The sequence below is a fragment of the Verrucomicrobiia bacterium genome (assembly GCA_036268055.1).
Lineage (GTDB): Bacteria > Verrucomicrobiota > Verrucomicrobiia > Limisphaerales > Pedosphaeraceae > DATAUW01.
Map to the genome: position 1 here is coordinate 15,244 of DATAUW010000022.1, position 18,786 is coordinate 34,029.

11 protein-coding genes and 1 tRNA gene are annotated in these 18,786 nt (G+C 50.3%); 9 read left to right on the top strand and 3 right to left on the bottom strand.

Features of this window, described 5'->3' with window-relative positions; all coding sequences use genetic code 11:
- Window positions 1-5 precede the first annotated feature (5 nt).
- The 5 genes from VH413_14895 (at window position 6) to VH413_14915 (ending at window position 5,575) form a co-directional block, all read left to right on the top strand.
- Complete coding sequence (locus VH413_14895) at window positions 6-1,307, top strand: sigma-70 family RNA polymerase sigma factor (GenBank protein ID HEX3799979.1); 1,302 nt, start codon at window positions 6-8, stop codon at window positions 1,305-1,307.
- A 158-nt stretch (window positions 1,308-1,465) separates the two neighbouring features.
- Window positions 1,466-2,239 carry an AraC family transcriptional regulator gene (locus tag VH413_14900; GenBank protein HEX3799980.1) on the top strand — a complete coding sequence of 258 codons (774 nt, stop codon included), beginning with the start codon at window positions 1,466-1,468 and terminating at the stop codon, window positions 2,237-2,239.
- Window positions 2,240-2,287: 48 nt separating this feature from the next.
- Window positions 2,288-3,271 carry a sugar phosphate isomerase/epimerase family protein gene (locus VH413_14905; protein HEX3799981.1) on the top strand — a complete coding sequence of 328 codons (984 nt, stop codon included), beginning with the start codon at window positions 2,288-2,290 and terminating at the stop codon, window positions 3,269-3,271.
- A gap of 4 nt (window positions 3,272-3,275) precedes the next feature.
- Window positions 3,276-4,157: a TIM barrel protein gene (locus VH413_14910; GenBank protein HEX3799982.1), complete on the top strand. Its 882-nt coding sequence runs from the start codon at window positions 3,276-3,278 to the stop codon at window positions 4,155-4,157.
- Complete coding sequence (locus VH413_14915) at window positions 4,154-5,575, top strand: Gfo/Idh/MocA family oxidoreductase (protein ID HEX3799983.1); 1,422 nt, start codon at window positions 4,154-4,156, stop codon at window positions 5,573-5,575. The genes VH413_14910 and VH413_14915 overlap by 4 nt, the downstream gene beginning before the upstream one ends.
- Window positions 5,576-5,604: 29 nt before the next feature.
- On the opposite strand, the gene VH413_14920 is transcribed toward VH413_14915, so the two are convergent.
- Complete coding sequence (locus VH413_14920; GenBank protein HEX3799984.1) at window positions 5,605-6,693, bottom strand: arabinan endo-1,5-alpha-L-arabinosidase; 1,089 nt, start codon at window positions 6,691-6,693, stop codon at window positions 5,605-5,607.
- Between the two features lie 252 nt (window positions 6,694-6,945).
- Here VH413_14920 and VH413_14925 point away from each other — a divergent pair, with 252 nt between their 5' ends.
- The 4 genes from VH413_14925 to VH413_14940 all read left to right on the top strand — a co-directional run bounded on the left by VH413_14925 (window position 6,946) and on the right by VH413_14940 (window position 10,419).
- Window positions 6,946-7,392, top strand: a complete 447-nt coding sequence (locus tag VH413_14925; protein ID HEX3799985.1) for a hypothetical protein — start codon at window positions 6,946-6,948, stop codon at window positions 7,390-7,392.
- Between the two features lie 364 nt (window positions 7,393-7,756).
- Window positions 7,757-7,840, top strand: a tRNA-Leu gene (locus tag VH413_14930).
- A 1,100-nt stretch (window positions 7,841-8,940) separates the two neighbouring features.
- Window positions 8,941-9,807, top strand: a complete 867-nt coding sequence (locus VH413_14935) for a hypothetical protein (GenBank protein HEX3799986.1) — start codon at window positions 8,941-8,943, stop codon at window positions 9,805-9,807.
- 303 nt (window positions 9,808-10,110) lie between these two features.
- Complete coding sequence (locus VH413_14940) at window positions 10,111-10,419, top strand: toprim domain-containing protein (protein ID HEX3799987.1); 309 nt, start codon at window positions 10,111-10,113, stop codon at window positions 10,417-10,419.
- A gap of 187 nt (window positions 10,420-10,606) precedes the next feature.
- Here VH413_14940 and VH413_14945 read toward each other — a convergent pair whose 3' ends face one another.
- The gene (locus VH413_14945; protein ID HEX3799988.1) at window positions 10,607-11,614 is read right to left on the bottom strand and encodes a hypothetical protein; all 1,008 of its coding nucleotides are present in this window, start codon (window positions 11,612-11,614) and stop codon (window positions 10,607-10,609) included.
- A 2-nt stretch (window positions 11,615-11,616) separates the two neighbouring features.
- Window positions 11,617-18,315, bottom strand: a complete 6,699-nt coding sequence (locus VH413_14950) for a hypothetical protein (protein HEX3799989.1) — start codon at window positions 18,313-18,315, stop codon at window positions 11,617-11,619.
- Window positions 18,316-18,786: the final 471 nt, after the last annotated feature.

The following is an 18,786-nucleotide window of genomic DNA, read 5'->3' on the forward strand; positions in this document are numbered from 1 at the left end:
ACATCATGCATGCTCCCGCAGCCGTAGATTCGCCACCATCCGGGGATATTTCCCGGGTGGTGGAACATCTTTTCCGCCATGAATCCGCCCGGCTCGTCGCCACGCTGACCGGCATCTTCGGCATCGAAAATCTGCAACTCGCCGAGGACGTCGTCCAGGAAGCGCTCGCGCGCGCCCTGCAAACCTGGCCGTATTATGGCGTGCCAAAAAATCCCGCCGCGTGGCTCATGCAAGTCTCGCGCAATCTCGCCCTCGACGTCGTCCGGCGCGAAAAAAATTTCCGCAGCAAGGAGACCCAAATCGTCACGTTCATGGAGCGCAGTCCCGCGCCCGGCGGCGAATCTGCTTTTCAGGAACAGGACCTCAAGGACGATCATTTGCGCATGATGTTCGTCTGCTGCCATCCGCTCGTTCCCGCCGACGCGCAGGTGGCGCTCGCGTTGAAGACGCTTTGCGGTTTCAGCATCGCCGAAATCAGCCGCGCGTTTTTGACCAGCGAAGCCGCCATCGCGAAACGCCTCACGCGCGCGCGTCAAAAAATTCGCGATGTCCAGGTGCCCTTTGAAATTCCCGCGCGCGGTGAATTATCCCGCCGCCTCGATGGCGTCCTGCAAACGCTTTATCTGCTTTTCAACGAAGGTTACAAGGCCTCCAGCGGCGAACGGCTCGTGCGCGAAGAGCTTTGCCACGAAGCGATCCGTCTCGCCACGCTGCTTTCCGAACACGCCGCGGGAAATTGCCCCCGTACACACGCTTTGCTCGCCTTGATGTTTTTGAACGCCGCGCGTTTGTCCACGCGCCTGGATGTCGCGGGAAATCTGCTGCGCCTTCAGGAACAGGATCGTCTGCAATGGGACCAGCCGATGCTCGCGCGCGGCATGTTTCACTTCGCGCAATCCGCCGCCGGCGGCGAAGTGACGGAATACCATCTGCAAGCGGGCATCGCCGCCTGTCATTGCGCCGCGAGCGATTATGAATCCACCGACTGGCCGCAAATTCTTTCGCTCTACGATCATCTCATCGGCTTCGACGATTCCCCCGTCGTCGCCCTCAACCGCGCCGTCGCGCTGGCCAACGTCTGCGGCCCCGGGGAAGGCATCGCCGCCATCAACGCCATCGCCGATCGCCGGTCGCTCGAAGATTATTATCTCCTCTACGCCGTGCTGGGCGAGTTGGAATTCCGCTGCGAACATTTCGCCGCCGCCGCCGCGCATCTAAAAAAATCCATCACCCTCGCCGAAATCAAATCCGAAAAAATCTTCCTCACCCGCCGCCTCCACACCTGCGAAAAACAACTCCAGCCATAATTTCCTCTTCCAAAATCCCTTATCGTTCCGCCTCCTCTCTGCGCCTCTTCCGCCTCTGCGCCTCTGCGTCAAACCTCCTTCCGAATACCCACCGTCCACAAATTCACCCCCACATACCTCTTGCCGTAATCCCCCATTTAGCCAAAATTCCTCACCGCATGACACGCGAAGCGCCATTCGATCTCGTCTCACTTTTTGATTTCGTCGAGGACGTCCTCGCCTGGGTCAAAGACCGCGAAGGCCGCTACCTCTGGGTCAACCGCACCTTTCTACTGAACCACACCCTCGCCCATCCCGAACTCGATGCCGGCGCTTCCGAGAAAAACATCCTCGGCAAAACCGATTACGATCTTTCACCTGGCTTTCTCGCCGACCAATTCCGTCTCGATGACGAATACGTTCTCGCCGGCAACCGCATCGTCAATCGCATCGAACGCGTCGGCGAATCTCCCGATGCCCCCGCGTGGAACGTCACCAATAAAATTCCCGTCCGCGATGCCAAAGGAAAAATCGTCGGCACCGCCGGCATCACGCGCGTGCTCAATCAACCCGCCCCGCAATCCGGCGCCAATGCCGGTTTCAGCCGCGTGCTCGAATACATTCGCGAGCATTACGCCTCGCCCATCACCAATGAGGAACTCGCCAAGGTTTCCGGCATGTCCCTGCGCGCCTTCGAGCGGCAGTTCCTCGCCAGCTTTCATCTCACGCCGCAAAAATATTTGCGCAAACTTCGCCTGCGCATCGCCACGCGCGCGTTGATCTACACCGAGGATTCATTGTCTGAACTCGCGTTGAATTGCGGGTTCGCCGACCAGAGCCATTTCGCGCGCGAGTTCCGCCGTCAATTCGGCCGCACCCCGCGCGAATACCGCCGTCATTACAAAAACTCCGCTGCCGTTCCTGGCACAAAGTCTGCCGCTTCCGCGCAATAATCCTTTTGCCCGCCGCGCTACCTTCAGAGGCGAATTGCAAAATGATTTATGAAAATCGGACTCTATAGCATCACTTACCTCGGCTGCTGGTACAACGGCGAAGCCCTCACCCTGCCTGAACTCATCGTCACGGCAAAAAAATTTGGCTACGACGGCGTCGAGATTGACGGCAAACGTCCGCACGGCAACCCGCTCGATTGGCCGAAAGCCAAGTGCCAGGATTTGCGCCGCTTCGCCGACAACACCGGAGTCGAAATTCTCGGAGTTGCCGCCAACAACGATTTCAGCAGTCCGGTTCCCGAGGTGCGCGAGGCCCAGATTTGTTTCATGCGCGAATTGATCCGCATGACCGCCGACATGGGCGCAAAAGACCTGCGCGTATTTCTCGCGTGGTGGGGAATCACGCGCCACCCGAAACTTGCGAGCTACGACATTCCCGAAAATAATTGGCCCGTGCTGCACGAAAAATTTACCGAAGAGGAAATTTGGGGTTGGTGCCGCGAAGCTTTGATCGAGAGCGCACAATACGCCCGCGAAATGGGTGTCACCCTCGCGCTGCAAAATCACAAGCCGCTCATCCGTGATCACAGCGACGTCCTGCGGATGGTTCGCGAAGTAAATTCACCGCATCTCAAAGTTTGTCTCGATGCCCCGCTCATGCCCGACAAGAGTCTCGCCGCGATGCGCGAAGCCGCGCGTGCTGTCGGCAAGCTGCAAGTGATGTCGCATTTCGGCGGCGAGTTCGACCGCAATCCCGATGGCAGCATCACGGGCGTGGATCGTATTGACGGCGTGGTCACGGGTGAAACCAATCAATATTACCGCGACTTCGCGAAGGCCATGCGCGAAATCGGTTATCACGGTTACACCAGTTACGAACTCTGCCATCAACTGCCCGTTGTTAATGGAAAAACGGTGGGCATCGAATTCGCCGACAAGAATGCGCAACTCGCCGCCGAGTTCATGCGCACGATCATCAAGGAAGAATACGCGAAGAAACCCGCCCAGGTTTTGCAACCGGTCGGAGCGTGACGCCATGAAACTCCGGCAGGTTTTTCTCGCTTCGTTTTTGGTGGTGGCGATGGCGCTTAGCGCTCGCGCCGCTGAACCGCTCGGCCCGGAATATCGCGTCGGTGGTTTCGTGGTCGGTTGCCAGGCTTACATGTTTCATCGCTTCACCGCTTTTGAAGCGATGGACAAAACCGTCGCGGCTGGCGGCAAGGTGATCGAGTTGTATCCCGGGCAAATGCTAAGTCCCGATGAGCCTACGACCAAGGTGCTGCCCACCGCTTCGGACAAGACGATTGAGAAATTAAAAACGAAAGCGAAACAGTGCGGCTTGCTCATCGTCAACTTCGGCGTGGTGGATATTCCGAAGGACGAAGCAGGCGCGCAGCAGGTGTTTGAATTCGCCAAAAAACTTGGCGCGCGCGCGATCACTATCGAGCCCACGGCCGACCAGATGGACATGATCGAAAAGCTCGTCAAAGAATACAATATTTCCGCTGGAATTCATTGCCATCCGCATCGCGCCGCGCATCCTGATTATAAATTATGGGATCCGAATTATGTGTTCTCGCTCGTCAAAGGCCGGGATCCACGTTTTGGCGTGTGCGCGGACGTCGGACATTGGACGCGTTCCGGCGTGGACGCCGTCGCCGCGTTGAAACTTTTTGAAGGCCGCGTCATCAGCGTGCATTTGAAGGATATTCCCGAATCCGGCAATCCCGATTCTCCCGACGTCGTGCTCGGCCTCGGCGTGACGAATGTCCGCGGCATCCTCCGCGAATTGCATCGCCAAAAATTCGACGGCAATATTTCCATCGAATACGAACGCGACTGGGCCAACAGCGTGCCCGACATCGCGCAATGCATCGGCTACGTTCGCGGCTTTGCCGATGCGGAGGACAGCAAGTGAACCAATCTCGCAGCAAAACCAAAAGCGGCCTCACGCGCCGTTCGTTCATTCGCCGTACGTCCGCCACCGTTGCCGGCTTCTCCATCATTCCGCGTTATGTGCTGGGCGGCGTGGGTTTTGTTCCGCCGAGCGAAAAGGTGAACATCGCCATCATCGGTTGCGGCGGCCAAGGCCGCACAAATGTGCGCGCGCTATTTGAATTGCCCGACGCCCAAATCATTGCCGTCGCCGACCCCGTCGAGACGCAGGACTTGAGCGATTTTTATTTCAAAGGCAACGCGGGCCGTATTCCCGTCAAAGACGAGATCGAAAAACATTTTTCCGCTAAAACACCGAATTACAAAGTCACGCCCTACGTGGATTTTCGCGACTTGCTCGCCAAAGAAAAATCCGTGGACGCCATCCTCTGCGCGACACCCGATCATCTGCATGCCTATGTCACAGTCACGGCGATGCGCCAGGGCAAACATGTCTATTGCGAAAAACCACTGACGCACAATGTTTGGGAAGCGCGGCACGTCGCCAAAGTTGCGGCGGAAACCGGCGTCGCCACGCAAATGGGTAATCAGGGACACTCCGGCGATTTCATCCGCCAGACTTGCGAAATGATTTGGGACGGCTGCATCGGCGATGTCCGCGAAGTCCATGCCTGGACTGCCGCGACGCGTTGGAATAAAGGCCTCACTGGCCGTCCCGCGGATGACCCCACGCCCGCAGGTGTGGATTGGGATTTATGGCTCGGGCCACGCGCCGTCCGCGGTTACAGCCACGCGCTCAATCCGGTTCGCTGGCGCGATTTTTGGGATTTCGGCACCGCGCCTATCGGCGATTTTTTCTGCCACAACTTCGACTCCGCCTGTTGGGCGCTCGATCTAAAAAAACCGTCGAGCATCGAAGCGTCCTCCGCTGGCCCGGTGGATGATTACATCGCTCCCGCCGCGGGAATTTACACGTATCATTTCGGCGCGCGTGGCAAAATGCCGCCGGTAAAATTCATGTGGTACGAAGGCGGCTTGAAACCATCGCGCCCTGAAAGCATGGACCTCGACGATCAATTTGAGGGCAACGGAATTCTTTTCATTGGCGACAAAGGCGCGATGACCAGTCCCGGCTGGGGCGGCCGCTCACGCCTGCTTCCCGAAAGCGCAGACGAAGCTTACAAACGTCCCGCGCCAACCTTGAAACGCTCGAAAGGCCACCATCGCGAATGGCTCGACGCCTGCAAAGGCGGCCCGCAGGCGGGCTCGAACTTCGCCTATGGCGCGGCCTTGACCGAAGTCGGTTTGCTGGGCCTTGTCGCCATGCGTGTCGGCAAAAAAGTCGCGTGGGATTCCACCGCGATGAAATGCACCAACGCCCCCGAAGCCGATAAATATCTCAAGGAAACCTATCGCGCCGGCTGGGAAGTGCCCGCGTAAATTCCGCCGGGCTTGCCCACCTGCTGCGTTTACTTGGACGCAGGTTCCCCAGAGTTTGCCGATTGGACATCATTCACCGTCGCCTCCGGCCAGCCGTCCGCATTCCATTTCAAAGGCATGATCGCCAGCGTGGCTTTGCCATTCATTCGAATATCGCCTTCAAAATCCGAAGTGAACCAATTTCTGCCTTCCGCGTTCAGAGTGCCCGCATGTCCCGGTCCGATTAACGGCCCGTTGTCCGTATCCAGAAATACGCTGCCGCCGCTATGCAACATATCCACGCCAGCTTTGTCCAGGTACGGCCCGGTGATCTTCTTGCTCCGCCCGATGCGAATATTGTAAGTACTCCTGGGACCCTGGCAGCAGGAACCCCAATTCACAAAAAGATAATAGTAGTCATCATGCTTGCACAGATAAGAAGCCTCGATGGATTCGTTGTAAGCCAGTGAATACATCCGCGAATCCGGCACGATGCGTTTGCCGGTTTTAGGATCTAGTTGAATCAGTTTGATACCGCTCCAATACGAACCAAATGTCAGCCACAAGGCGCCGTCCGTATCGAGAAACACCGATGGATCAATCGCGTTGTAGTCGTCACCCTTTTGCGTCCGCACGACGACACCTTCATCCGTCCAATGATACGCCGGATCGCTTGGGTCCAAGGTCGCATTCGTGGCAAGACCGATGCCGGAAGTTATTTTTCCCATCGTCGAAACGGCATAATAAAGCAGATACCGATTGCCGACTTTCATGATGTCGGGCGCCCAGCAGGACAGGTTGTGGTTTTCGGGAACCGTGGTGGCGATCCATTCCGGCGCCGTTTTGAATACCGCCGGCCCGCGTTCCCACTTCACCAAATCCTTGGAATGATAAGACGGCACGCCCCGCCCCGTGTAAAAGACCCAATATTCATCCTTGCACTGGACGATGTCGGACGGATCGCGCGTGACAATGCCCCGGCTCGCCGATTTTTCCAGAGGCAAAACCGCAGTCAAGTTTCCCGACTCCCGTTTCACGGCATTGGTCTGCGCATTGGCCACGGACGAAAGCGCCATCACGGCGACGAACACCAAAAACAGCGCGCGTTGGTATGGATGAATATTTCGGCTGAATCTCATACGCATTAGTGTGGACGAATCCAAGCTGATTTCAAGGCAGTCTAAATCAAGAATTCATTCGCGAGCCCTTATGCAAAAAGCAACTTTGCGTAAGTATTGCAATTTGCTTTTTCATATTGCGAATCCCTTGGCCGTACGCGACTGCATATCGCACCAATCAAAATATCGGGCCCATTTTCGGATTTTTTCCATCAAAATCACGGAAATGGCCTCACTTTTTCTGCGGTACACTTCAAGCTCCTAAACCAGAGCATGAAAACTAAAAACACAAACATTATAAAATCAATCACCCTGGCGGCCGGTATTTCGACGCTCGCCGCGTTGCCTCTATTGGCAGGGGTTGGGGTCGGAGTAAACATAAATGTGCCTGCTCCGGTGGTCGTGGCGCCAGCGCCGCCGCCGGTCGTTGTCACCACTGTGCCGGACAGTTATGTGTGGGACGGTACCGAGTATGTTGGAGTCGTTGGCTCACAATACTACTATCTGGGTGCCGGCAATGTTTGGCTGACAATGGATGGACCGCGCCTTGAGCGATGGCATAAATGGGAAGCAGGTCACGGAGACTGGCGCACCCACACGATTCGCAACGAGCGCTACCGCCACGACGCTCATGGCCATGAAGTTCCTTTCCATGAAAATCACGGCCATGATGATCACAATGATCACGGCCATGACAATGATCATGACCATAATCATTGATTCTACTGATAAAATGCACGGGGCCGAACTTGGGAATGCGCCGGAATCTGGCGTAAATTTCTGGGTCGGCCCCGTGCCATATTAATTTTCTCCCATTTCCGCATTTAGGAAACTATTTCAGAGTCACCCATTGGAGTCCCTTTATGCTCCAGTTGTTTTCAACGATGATGCGAGCGATGAGCTTCCCATTACGTTTCCAAATACCAACTGCGTGCTTGCGGCGGTTGGTTACCTTGGTATATCTGTACCGGAGCGACTTCGGCTTTGCCTCAGTTTTGCTTGACGTTGATTGAGTTTCATTCCGCAACATTGTGGCAACTGTCATGCGCGGCCCAGTTTCGCTGGTAAATGGTTCATAAAGAATGCGCGAGTGGTGAAATGGCAGACACGCCAGACTTAGGATCTGGTCCCGCAAGGGGTGGAGGTTCAAGTCCTCTCTCGCGCACCATTTAATACTCCACCAGTTTTGTTCGCCGAGAGACGATGGCTGGTGGGGTGAGGAAACTCTCGCGGAAGCCAATAACGACGGGATTAAATCGTAATCTGGCAACACCGAAAAGGTGACGTTTTTGCGCGAAATAAGGTGGTTCGTTCCAACTTTTTGAACAATTTTCGATATTTCGGAAATTGTCACGGTTGCCTCTAATTTCCCCAATGTTTCCAATGTGTTTACGCGGTCGAGCGATGGTTCGATCCACGAAACTTGGTGGCTTCTTTGAAGCCTTTGTTTTTCATGCTTCAGACGTGTTTTTTCAGTGATGATTTCGTCCTTAGCCATGCGGTAGGTTTCCTCGTCAACAACTTCATCCAGCAAGCAACGCGTTAGCCTGCGGAGTTTTTCTTCAAGCGATTGGAGGGAAGCATCCGTTTTAATAATTTCACCTTTGAATGACGCTTGGCTTGATTGGCGTTCCGCCTCGATGACCTCGCGAAGCTCTTTTGCTTCCGGCGCGGAGATTCCCAACGGCTTGAGCCGCGTCAAACACTGCGTGAGCAGGTTGGCTTCCAGGAGGTAAGGCTCGTTACATGGCCGGTGCGCCTTACGAGAACAGCGATAGTAGCGATACGTACCACCGTTGCCCTTGGCCCATTGCGCGGTCATCATCGCGCCACAGGAACAACGAAAAATGCCGCAGAACGGAAAATCGTGGCCTTTGCGGACTTTTCGAGGCTTACTGCGAACTTTTATCATTTTCTGAACTGCCTCAAACAGTTCAATCGGAATGATCGCAGGGCACTTGTCTTCAAAAGTTTCACCCCTCCATTCCATAATTCCCACATACCGGCGATTGCTGAGAAGGATTTTCATTTTTGATTTGGAGAACGGCTTGCTGCTGAATATCGAAATCACTCCTTGTTGTGCCAGCCAAGCCGAAGCCGCTTCAAAGCCCAGACGGTCGCCTAAAACCTTCTCGTAAAGTTCCCTCAAAATCTTCGCCTCTTCAGCATGTTGGATATACATTTTGGTGCGGTGGTCAAAGGTAAAACCAAAAGTCTTGCCGCCCGGCCACTGCCCGCGCTTGAGCTTGAGTTCATGGGTGCGCTTATGTGCTCTACGCCACCTTGGCTGCACTTCTTCAATGCGATAACACCAGCCTATTAGGTGTGTCGAGAATGCTTTATGACGAAGAATACCGGGCATGGGTGGTAAGGCAAGTGAAGGATCCAATGGTGGCCTCTTTTTGGAACAATGAATTTTCGCGATACGACAAATCGTTTCAGCAAGAAGTTGTCAGCCCGATTCAAAACAAGGTTGGCCAGTTATTTCTCAATCCTGCGCTACGCAATATCCTCGGGCAGGTGGAAACGACAATCAATTTTCGTTCCATCATGGACCGCCGCCAGATTTTTATTGCCAACTTGAGCAAGGGTAAAATTGGTGAGATTCACAGCATTTTGCTCGGCTCGCTCCTGACAACAGGTTTTGAGGTGGCGGCGCTCTCTCGGACCGATATTTGTGAAGAAGAACGCGAAGATTTTTTCCTGTACGTTGATGAGTTTCAGAACTGCGCAACGGAATCCTTCGCGAGCATTCTGTCGGAGGCGCGCAAATATCGCCTCTCCCTTACCCTGGCGCATCAATATTTAGATCAAATTCCGCAACCCATCCAAAAGGCTGTTTTTGGAAATGTTGGCTCAATGATTTCATTTCGGATTAGTGAAGCCGACGGCGCTTTGCTTGAACGCCAATTTGGTGGAGATTTTGCTGCTTCTCGATTCACTGGGCTCGCAAATTTTGAATTCTGCGCCCGCCTGTTTCATCAGGCACCGTTTATCGCGAAAAGCTTTGCGCCATATCAAAAGCGAAGATCCCACAGCGAGGCAATCCTTCGCCGATCGCGACAGCGGTATAATACCAAACGGAAAAAAGTCGAACGGCGGATTGAAACGTGGCTCAAAAGGAGGTATGTCTAGTCGCGCCGATTGCACGAAAGGATACTGCCATGAACGATGTGACCTATGTCAATAATCCAAGAGAAACCAGAGCCGAGTATTTGTCGCGTCAACCCTTTCCCTTTGTCATTGCGAGTTTAGCGAGCTTGTTCCTTCTTTGCTTAGTCGGAATTGTTTTTGGGGCTTCCATCCCCACATTTTTCTGCTTTCTGATTTTCGCTGGTGCGACAGTGCTGGCAAAAATGAATAGTATCCCGGTAAAGCCATCAAATCTCTATTGCCTCTCTTGCGACACACCCATACGCACAAATACAGTCTGGCGATGTGGGTACTCTTATCATTGTGGAGGGTTTCGCTTCGGTCTGGTGGCTTACCCAAATGGGATTTCCCAATGTAGTAGCTCTCATGGGCTGGGTCATGAGCGAAGAACAAGCCACAATAATCAAAAAGCTTGTTCTTCCTGGCGGACGAGTATTTGCCATTCCAGATGGAGATGATTCAGGCCGGCGATGCGCTCTGAGCTTATTTGAGCACGATCTGGGCGCAGAGCGATTCCTTCAATGGTTGAAGCTCGATGAGGGAAAACAGCCGACCGACTATCCTGGTGGGTGGTATCGAGAAAAAATCGGGTAAAACCCGTTTCGCGGACACGATGGTGTCCGCGATTTTGATTTCAAACAAAATACAGCAGAGCCCATTAACCAAACAACTTTCATGACACTGCTATAATTATATAAAAAATAATCAAACATTCAAACAATAAGTTTGACACTTATTTAAGGGCAAGACATACATTGCGGCTTTCTTACCAGACGAGGCTTCAAGGCCGATCTATATTCTCATCTGCAGTCAATCTTTTAAAGAGATTCTGCTTTGGATCAAATTCAACATTGCGTGAATTTGCAGTAGGATTAATATAGTAATCAAAAAAAATCTTAACAGTTTTTGAATTTATCGGATCTAAGGCAAAGTCGCCGTGCATTTTACCATACAGTGCGCTTTTAACATTTCCGTTTTCATCTAATTTAGTGCGAATTCGCAAATAGTAGTTCTGGTCCTTATTTCCTTCACGTTCGTCATCTTTCCAACCATTCGCGGGCGTATGGCTTAAGTTTTTTTTGACTTGCTGAAGGTAACCTTCTGCAGGGGCAGTCGCACCCATTCGCATTTGACTGGCTTGTTGTAAAGGTACATGAACTGAAATAATCCCATCCCCTTTATTTGGAAAGGATATCTCAACAGAAGAATCGAAATCCTTGCGGCTAATCCATCGCTTTTGAGCCTCAAATACCATATCACTACTTTTACCTTTTCCATATGGTGCAACCCAATCCGCCTGGATTAAATCGTATCCGATTTTTACATTTATTTCTGGAATCTCAGTCTTAGCGTGTCGGGCGTACATTGCGATGGGATGGCCGATTTTTTTTATAACCAAAGTTAAATTAGGATTTCGATTAGCAAATACCTGTTGCCCGTCAAATTGGCTTGGCAAATATAGCGGATAATCCAAGGCGCTTGAATAATAACCATCATCTTCAATACGAATTCTCAAGCCGTGGCTCGAATCCGTGTGCCCTCCGCTAAATGCCCCATACTTGTCGGTTAAGCCGGTGATCGCCCATCCCGTCGCTTGCGAGAGATCAGAAGAAGCCCCATTTCGAGAGGTTCCGTATTCGAGCCACACTTTCGCTGCAACAACAGGGCTTCCACTTTCATCGACGATGTTCAAATTTATTTTCCATGGATTTTCTCTAGGTTGCGCTTGCCCTATAACGTAATACAAGCTGAACCATAATGTAAATACCGACAAGGTTAATGCTCTCATAATTATTTCAGTTCACCAGACGTAACTATTTTATTGAATAATCTAAATACAAAAGGATAGGCCACATAATCAAAGTCGGAATGGTGCCATTTAAATGCCTCCAAACCAGTTGTTCTTGACAACGGATACCCGGATGTAAAACTATTCTGCATATCAATATTATGGTCAGCCCCTAAAACAGCTGAAAAATTCGCCCCGATAGGCAGCGTACGTGACGGGATGGCATCAGACAAAATTCGATCACGATTTGCGGCAGCATACGTCGAACCAGTTGTTAACTCCAAAGCACTGTCCACTGCAAACGGAAAATCCGAATCCGGATCACTAACAAAACTAAAAAAAGCTTGGGTGCTTAATTGAGAATCCGATAAAGATGCCGCCGTATTAGTGTCCAGAAGTTGGGCCACATCGCCGTTTGTTGTATCGTAAAATGCGTTAAATTTCCAACCACCATGGTTACTGCTAACAAAATCGTTTCCGTCCATCCTGCCTTTATTTTTTTCTTGCCAAACCCAAGCATAGGCCGCTTGATCGACGCCAATCGCCATATCACTCAGAATCACTCCGATAGAATCTGTTAGATCTTCAGGAGGCGTTCCCGGGAATTCACGTAAAACCTCCTCGCCACTTGAGTAAAAATTAAAAATCTCAGTCGTAAAATTGAGATTTGCCAAACGATCTTTCCATGTTAGTAAACTCCTAGCGTCATTTGTCGCATACAAATTGTGCCACTCAGTAGCCCATAAACGATTATCGTAGTTGCTCCATGATGGCAGCACCATTCCAGGATCAGTTTCGAGAGTCCCATCAATTGCCTCAAGTGCAACTGCACTATCAAGCATAAAATACTTATCAGGCGAGGCGCCATGATCACTTATAGCACTAAGCGCAAGCATATTTCCAAGGCTATGGGCTACAACTACGGTTTGACCCGTTAAATTCAGGTTGCTGAGAATAATAGCAAGATACGGAGACGTCAAAAACGCGTTCACAATATTCGTTTGCAGATTGCCTGAAACATTTTTGATTATTGCGCCTTGAGAGACACTCGCATTCCATGTGAGCCCGTAGAAATGTGCGTGTGAGTCAGACCAAAAAAATCTTTTAAACATCTCACTTTCGACGCCGCGTGCCTGTTGTTCGTTTACGTTGTAGCCATGGATGAACACAAGATTCTTATTGTTGGTGCTGATTGGCTCATTCGGCGCAAGCGCCCTTGCCGGCACGGCGTTGGAACCAGCAGTAACATAAGCTAGATTTACATGTCGGAACATTTGCTCAACGCCGGTCAGGCTCAAATAAAAGGGCACGCTCAAAAGTTTGCTTCCGTTCTGCCATATTTCGAGCATTAGCGGATTGCTAGTCGACTTTAGACCTTCCACAAGTATTAGTCCTATTCCATCATTTGTCATCGCATAATTTAGAAAATTGGTGCTTAAAGTCAACGATCCTGCCCCACTTATCGGAATCGTGTCCGCAAGGCTCGGACCATTGCCGAATGTGCCATAACGAGCATCACTTGAAGAATTCGTTAAGTAATCAAATGAATCGTTGAGCGGCAAGCTGGTATAAACAATTGCGATAGCTTCGTCCGATTGACTTAAGCGATACTCATAGCCGTTTGTTGGAGACAGTTTTTCCAATGTATCACCAAAGTTTATCGCGATAGGAAAGAAATTTACGAGATCATTTCTGCCATTTACTGCCGAGTTAGCACTATTTGGCGATATAGATCCCGGAATTTGATCATCAGACCCTGACGTGATGTCACCGCTCTCCTGAGAATCATCAATCCAAAACCGCCACGGGTTGGCTTGAGTATTAACGTCTGACCCATCGAATGAGATTAAACCATCTTTATTTCCATCACTCACCATTTGCAATGGAATCTCTTCTGCCGTCACATAAAAACCATAATCTGTCGAAAGCGCGTTCCCAGAGTCGAATACACGTATCGGCACATCTTGGGTAGATCCGGCAGGGAACGACATAAAAAGTTCACCAACATATGCGTTGGTCGCAGTGGCAGTGAGCGATTGTCCAAAAAGCTCAATCTGATTTGCGGGAATATCTCCGTAGGCATCGTAAGCGTATGCAAGCAAGCGAACAATCCGTTGCACTCCGGGTTGAGCCACGCCTCCCGTTGAAAGTTGAATTTTTGTCCGATTTTCAATAGTTATTGTGCTCGTATTTCGAGACGCTCCAGGCAAACAATCTTCTTCCGGGCCAGACCCTGTCCTTTGAGTTTCATACGAAGTAAAACCCCAACCATCATCGGTCGGAGTGGCTTCAGAATAGGGGTCAGACGTGGAGCCGCACATTTGAGTTCCGTCAAGAACAGCACCATCGGGCCAGTTGGTTGGCCATACCACTGCAGAACTACAATCTCCGCTTGAACTTACACTTGACCCGCTTATATAGGTGCTGATGCCACCAAATCCAAGACTCCAAGATTGATAGTAATTATTATAGAAAGAACTTTCAAAACTAGGGCCAGCACAAAAAGAATCATGGGTTTGCGTCTGGTTTAGGATCCACCCACTTGCACGCACTATTGGAGGCATTGACGCGAGAACAGGTAGATCACCCACCGGAGACGATAGGCTGGTTCCCGCCTGGACTACTGCACTGAGCGTGTTCCCACCGGGAGCGGTCACAGTTGCACTCCAACTCGTTCCAGTGACGGTAGCAGCCACGCCATTTACCCACACACTTTGAGACCCGTCGCTGATGGTGCCGGTCATGGTAACGGTGCTGCCACTCAATTGGCTGGATGAAAGTGGATTTACTGTCAGCACTAACGAACCTTTCAATACGGAAAGCGTATTTGTTGTCGAATTCCCCGCACCATCAGTGGCGATCACAGTAAAAATGTTGGTAACGTCAGTCAAGGCGAGCCCAAGCACCGAAAACCCGCCATTTCTATCAATGACGGCGCTTTGAGTCGCATTTGTGCTCTTCACCACGATAGCAACGGTGTCCAAATCAACATTTCCAATCAGAGTAAAATTGGAACTCGCGACCATGCTGTTGGACAGCGGATACGATATCGTAATCGTTGGCGGCGTTACGTCGCCCGTGTAATCCAATACATAATTTATGTTTGTAGAGGTTATATTTCCAGCTCGATCAATCGCGTGAATAGTTATTGCGTTTGTGCCGCTCGCTAAAAATATGTCATATCCGTGGAAATAATTTGTGGTGAATGCACTCGTTGAGGCGTCAGCATATTGGCCGGTGATGTATATTTGTTGATTAGACAAGACGCCCACTGCGTTGCTCAGATCATAAGTCAGCTGAGCCACTTCCTTTGATACATACCCCTCAAGCTGAATCACAGAGTTCGACACGCCGGAACTGATGGGATTGGTCACCGCAATTACCGGCAGGACGGTGTCGCGAACAACGGAAATTCCCAAAAAAATTTGCTCCATATTCGTGGTCAAACCTTCCAGACCGATTTGAATGTCGTATTCACCATCGTTGGTTCCCAAAGGAACCGTCACAGTCGAATTGGTGTATGGAAGCCAAACCGCAGATGCAAAATTTGAATTTACGACGACTGAAATGGATGACGGCACGCCACCGGAAATATTCAATTGCACCGGCACGATGTCTGAATTGACCAAGTTGTTTGAAACGCTGAGAGAAAAGCTTATCTGGTTTGGGTCGGTTCCATTGATATATTCCGTGATATTGTTCGTTCCATCGTTATCATAATCTGCATAGGGATCGACGCCAGTGTGGCCAAAATATTTGATTTGCCATTTGGTCAAATTCGTAACTCCGTCACCATTAGTATCCACCAAATAATCCGGTATACCTAACCAAAGAGTGGAAAGAGGAGAACCATTCGTGTCGGTTGCAACATAATGGTAGCCGATGCTCACAATATTCGTTCCGTCTTTTACTTCATTCGTTGTTACCGTATATTCGTAAAGCCCAAGCAAATTGGCATTGGTGCTTCCGTCATTTATGAGACTGCTTGTGCCATATTGATAAAAAGAGCCCAAAGGTCCCACCTCATATCCCGGGGAATTGCTCAACATTACCGAGTTAAAGAAAAGCGGATCGAAATTGGAAAAATTATTGGAATTTGCAAAAGCATTATGATCAAGGCTATTCGTTGGAGAAATGGCAAGAGCGCTCCGATCAAAAAGATTATTTTGAATTGAAAGCCCTGTTGCGTATTCGTTGTAAAAGAAGAATGCCCCGCCATAAACTGTATTGTTTTTTGCGGCTGAGGTGGCGCTCACAAAGAATTCTATGTCAGTGCGATCAAACAGGCAATTTATGATATTTACAGCCGATGACAATCCGCCTTCAAGGGCTCCAGAATGAAATTGGCAATCACGCAAATTAAATGTCCCGCCATTATCAAACCAGTCTATAAACCAAGTTTCTCCAGCCAGGCAAGACCAGTCGGCGAAGCGGAAATCTGCAGTTGGAAAATAGACTTGGCCATTAAAGACAAAAACATAATCTGAAGTGTTTACTGTCCAGTTTGTGTCAGCCTCCTCTTGAACAGTGTCATAAGTAACGAAATGTGCCAAATTTGTTGGCTGGCCCAAGCAATTAAGTTGCGCCGCTCCGTCGATCAAAATGCTATTGGGGCCAATAAAAAAATAGGAAGGATCGCTCTTGAGGCCAAATCCGCCGACAACGGTTCCCGGTTGCACTGACAATATCGCGTTTGTAACATAGACAGTTCCGCAAAGATAATCAATCGCATCATAGTGGTATCCTGCGTCAGGCGTATTGTTCGTATCGCGTGCCACCTGGGGAGAGAAAATCGTGTTATTGGAAATCACTTGGTCCAATACAAGTTCCGGAGAAAACGTCGTCTTTTGTTCGATGTCACGAAGCGTAATGGGATTGATATTCGGCGTGCCAAAAGAGCGGGCGGCGCTGTTTGTGGAAAGGTAGAAGCTGCCAACGCCTAGTTGATAAAATAGTCCGCTGCCGTTGGTAATGCTATGATCGGTGGAGACACCCGTCTGATCAGTCACGCCTGCGATGATACAATTTGTGAGGAAAGCGCCTGAATAACCCAACGGGCAAAAGGTTTGCGCTTGTCCCACGGTGACCTGTTCGCCAGTAACTGTTCCGGTGGTTGCAGCACAGTTCGTTGCCTGGGTGATGAGAACATTATGCAGGTTGATTGTTTGGCCCGCTCCGGCGGCAACAGCCGTGCCGCATTTCACAAATTGACAATCCCAAACATTGACCGGGCCGGACGAATTCGTTATTCCCGTTCCGGCATACACAATGCGAAGATATCTATAGTCATTCGTCTGACCGGCGCCGCCAAAAATATAGGCCCCAGCATTGAGATTTGTGGGATGTGCCGAGCCGGAGTAAATAATTTGCCCTACTGAATTGTCCTGAACCTGAGTCAATATGGCAGGCCGATAAGGGCCAGTTGTGCAGACCAACGGGCCATTCAAAGTGATTTGCGCGGTTGGGGAATTGGTGTATTTGATCACCGCTCCTCCCTCAATGGTTGTAGTTCCGTTCAGCGTCACCGGGCCACTAACATAATAGGTTGTGTCAGCCTGAAAGGTAAAATTCGACATGGTGTTTACGATGATGTAATCCAAAACAAATCCAGTGACGGGTTTTACGTTTTTAGCGGCTGTCATCGGCACCGGCTTGGCATTTACAGATTTAGCAGCCAACAGGACGGGGTGTTTTGAAGCCCGGTGAAGTTGTGCTCCGTCCTTGCTGTTCGTTGAGGGAGTTGACGAACCCGTGCCATTGGTGGTCGCTGGCAATGGCAAGCTGGCGAGTTGTGACGAAATTGACGAGAACGGAATCTCTTCTACGAGAAATTTTCGGCCACTTTCAGGAAATGTTCGCCAATGCTTAAATACCGGCGTCAAATTGCTCTGGCCATCAAGGCTGAATGCCTTGCCCTCACCCATTTCCATGAGTCCAAAATCCAACTGTTCATCCTGATAACCGGATATTTGATTCGTGCGTATAAAGGGATCAGGACATTGCGTAAATTCCGTCCAAATTTGCAAAAAAGTGGTTTGTGGATTTAAGTTCCATTCAGCGGGCGACGGTGGTTGTTGCCGCAAAATAACATCCTGTTCCAAACCTTGTTTGGTGTAGGTATATCGGACATCGGCTTGAAAATCGGTGAACGCATTCGTGTAAAGGGCTTGATTGAGCGTCGGCAGGAGCTGACCGACTGAATCCTGCAATTCAGCGATTAGAACATTGGTTCCAGTTGATGCGTCATAATAACCGATGCCCATTATGCGACTGCTCATCGCTTCACCGTCGGATTCAACCAAGTGGATTCCTCCGGTAGTGTTGATATTTCCTGCAAAATAGATCTGATGTTGCCCGTTGGTAGCGGCGGCGCCGCCAGACGTTATTTCAATATTCTCGGACGATTCAATCCACTGACCGCCAACCAAATGATGCATTCCCGTAGAAAGCTCCTTAACAAAATTTGTTCGAGACGAAATGCGTCTCGCATTGTCCGATCGTGCTTCAATCCGCTGCCACACACGATCATTTGCTCCCTTTGCCCCTAAGTTATACGCGGAGAGTAGCCCCGGCGTGGAATTGCTACCTTGAGATTGCGCGTAGCTAGAACAGCAAAATAAACTGAAGATGGCAAACCCAAGAATTGCTCTAAGCGTCCGCCAGGTTGATTCGGTGTTGAAATTGCTAATGCTAGAGAGCAAAGAAATTGGATTAGATTTTAAAAGGACAAACCTCGGTGTGCGCATATGGGTAGCTAGAGTATAATCGGCGATGCTTTTGACAGTGCGAAAGCCCTGATGGCAGGCGTGTGCCCCTGCCTTTCAAGTAGGCCAATCAATTGTCGAAAATGTATTTGCACAAAAAAACAGACATCAGATTGCATGGGTGCCCTTCAAAATCTCCTTGAAAACAGTCTGCATCAGACTGGCCAAGTTACAGATTGGCCGCATGGTAAACTCGCATGCCTAACTGACAAGACATTTCTTAATTATTTTAAAAAGTATAACGGATTCTTAAAGATACTAATCTATAGATGTCTAATATTAGTGCGCCTTACGACCGTTAGAGCGTAATATGGCCGCTCTATATAACAATAATAAGACATTTTTTTCTGAGGGTCTTCTCATGGGGATGAGTTAAGGAAATACCCCTTTACCGGACACGATAGTGTC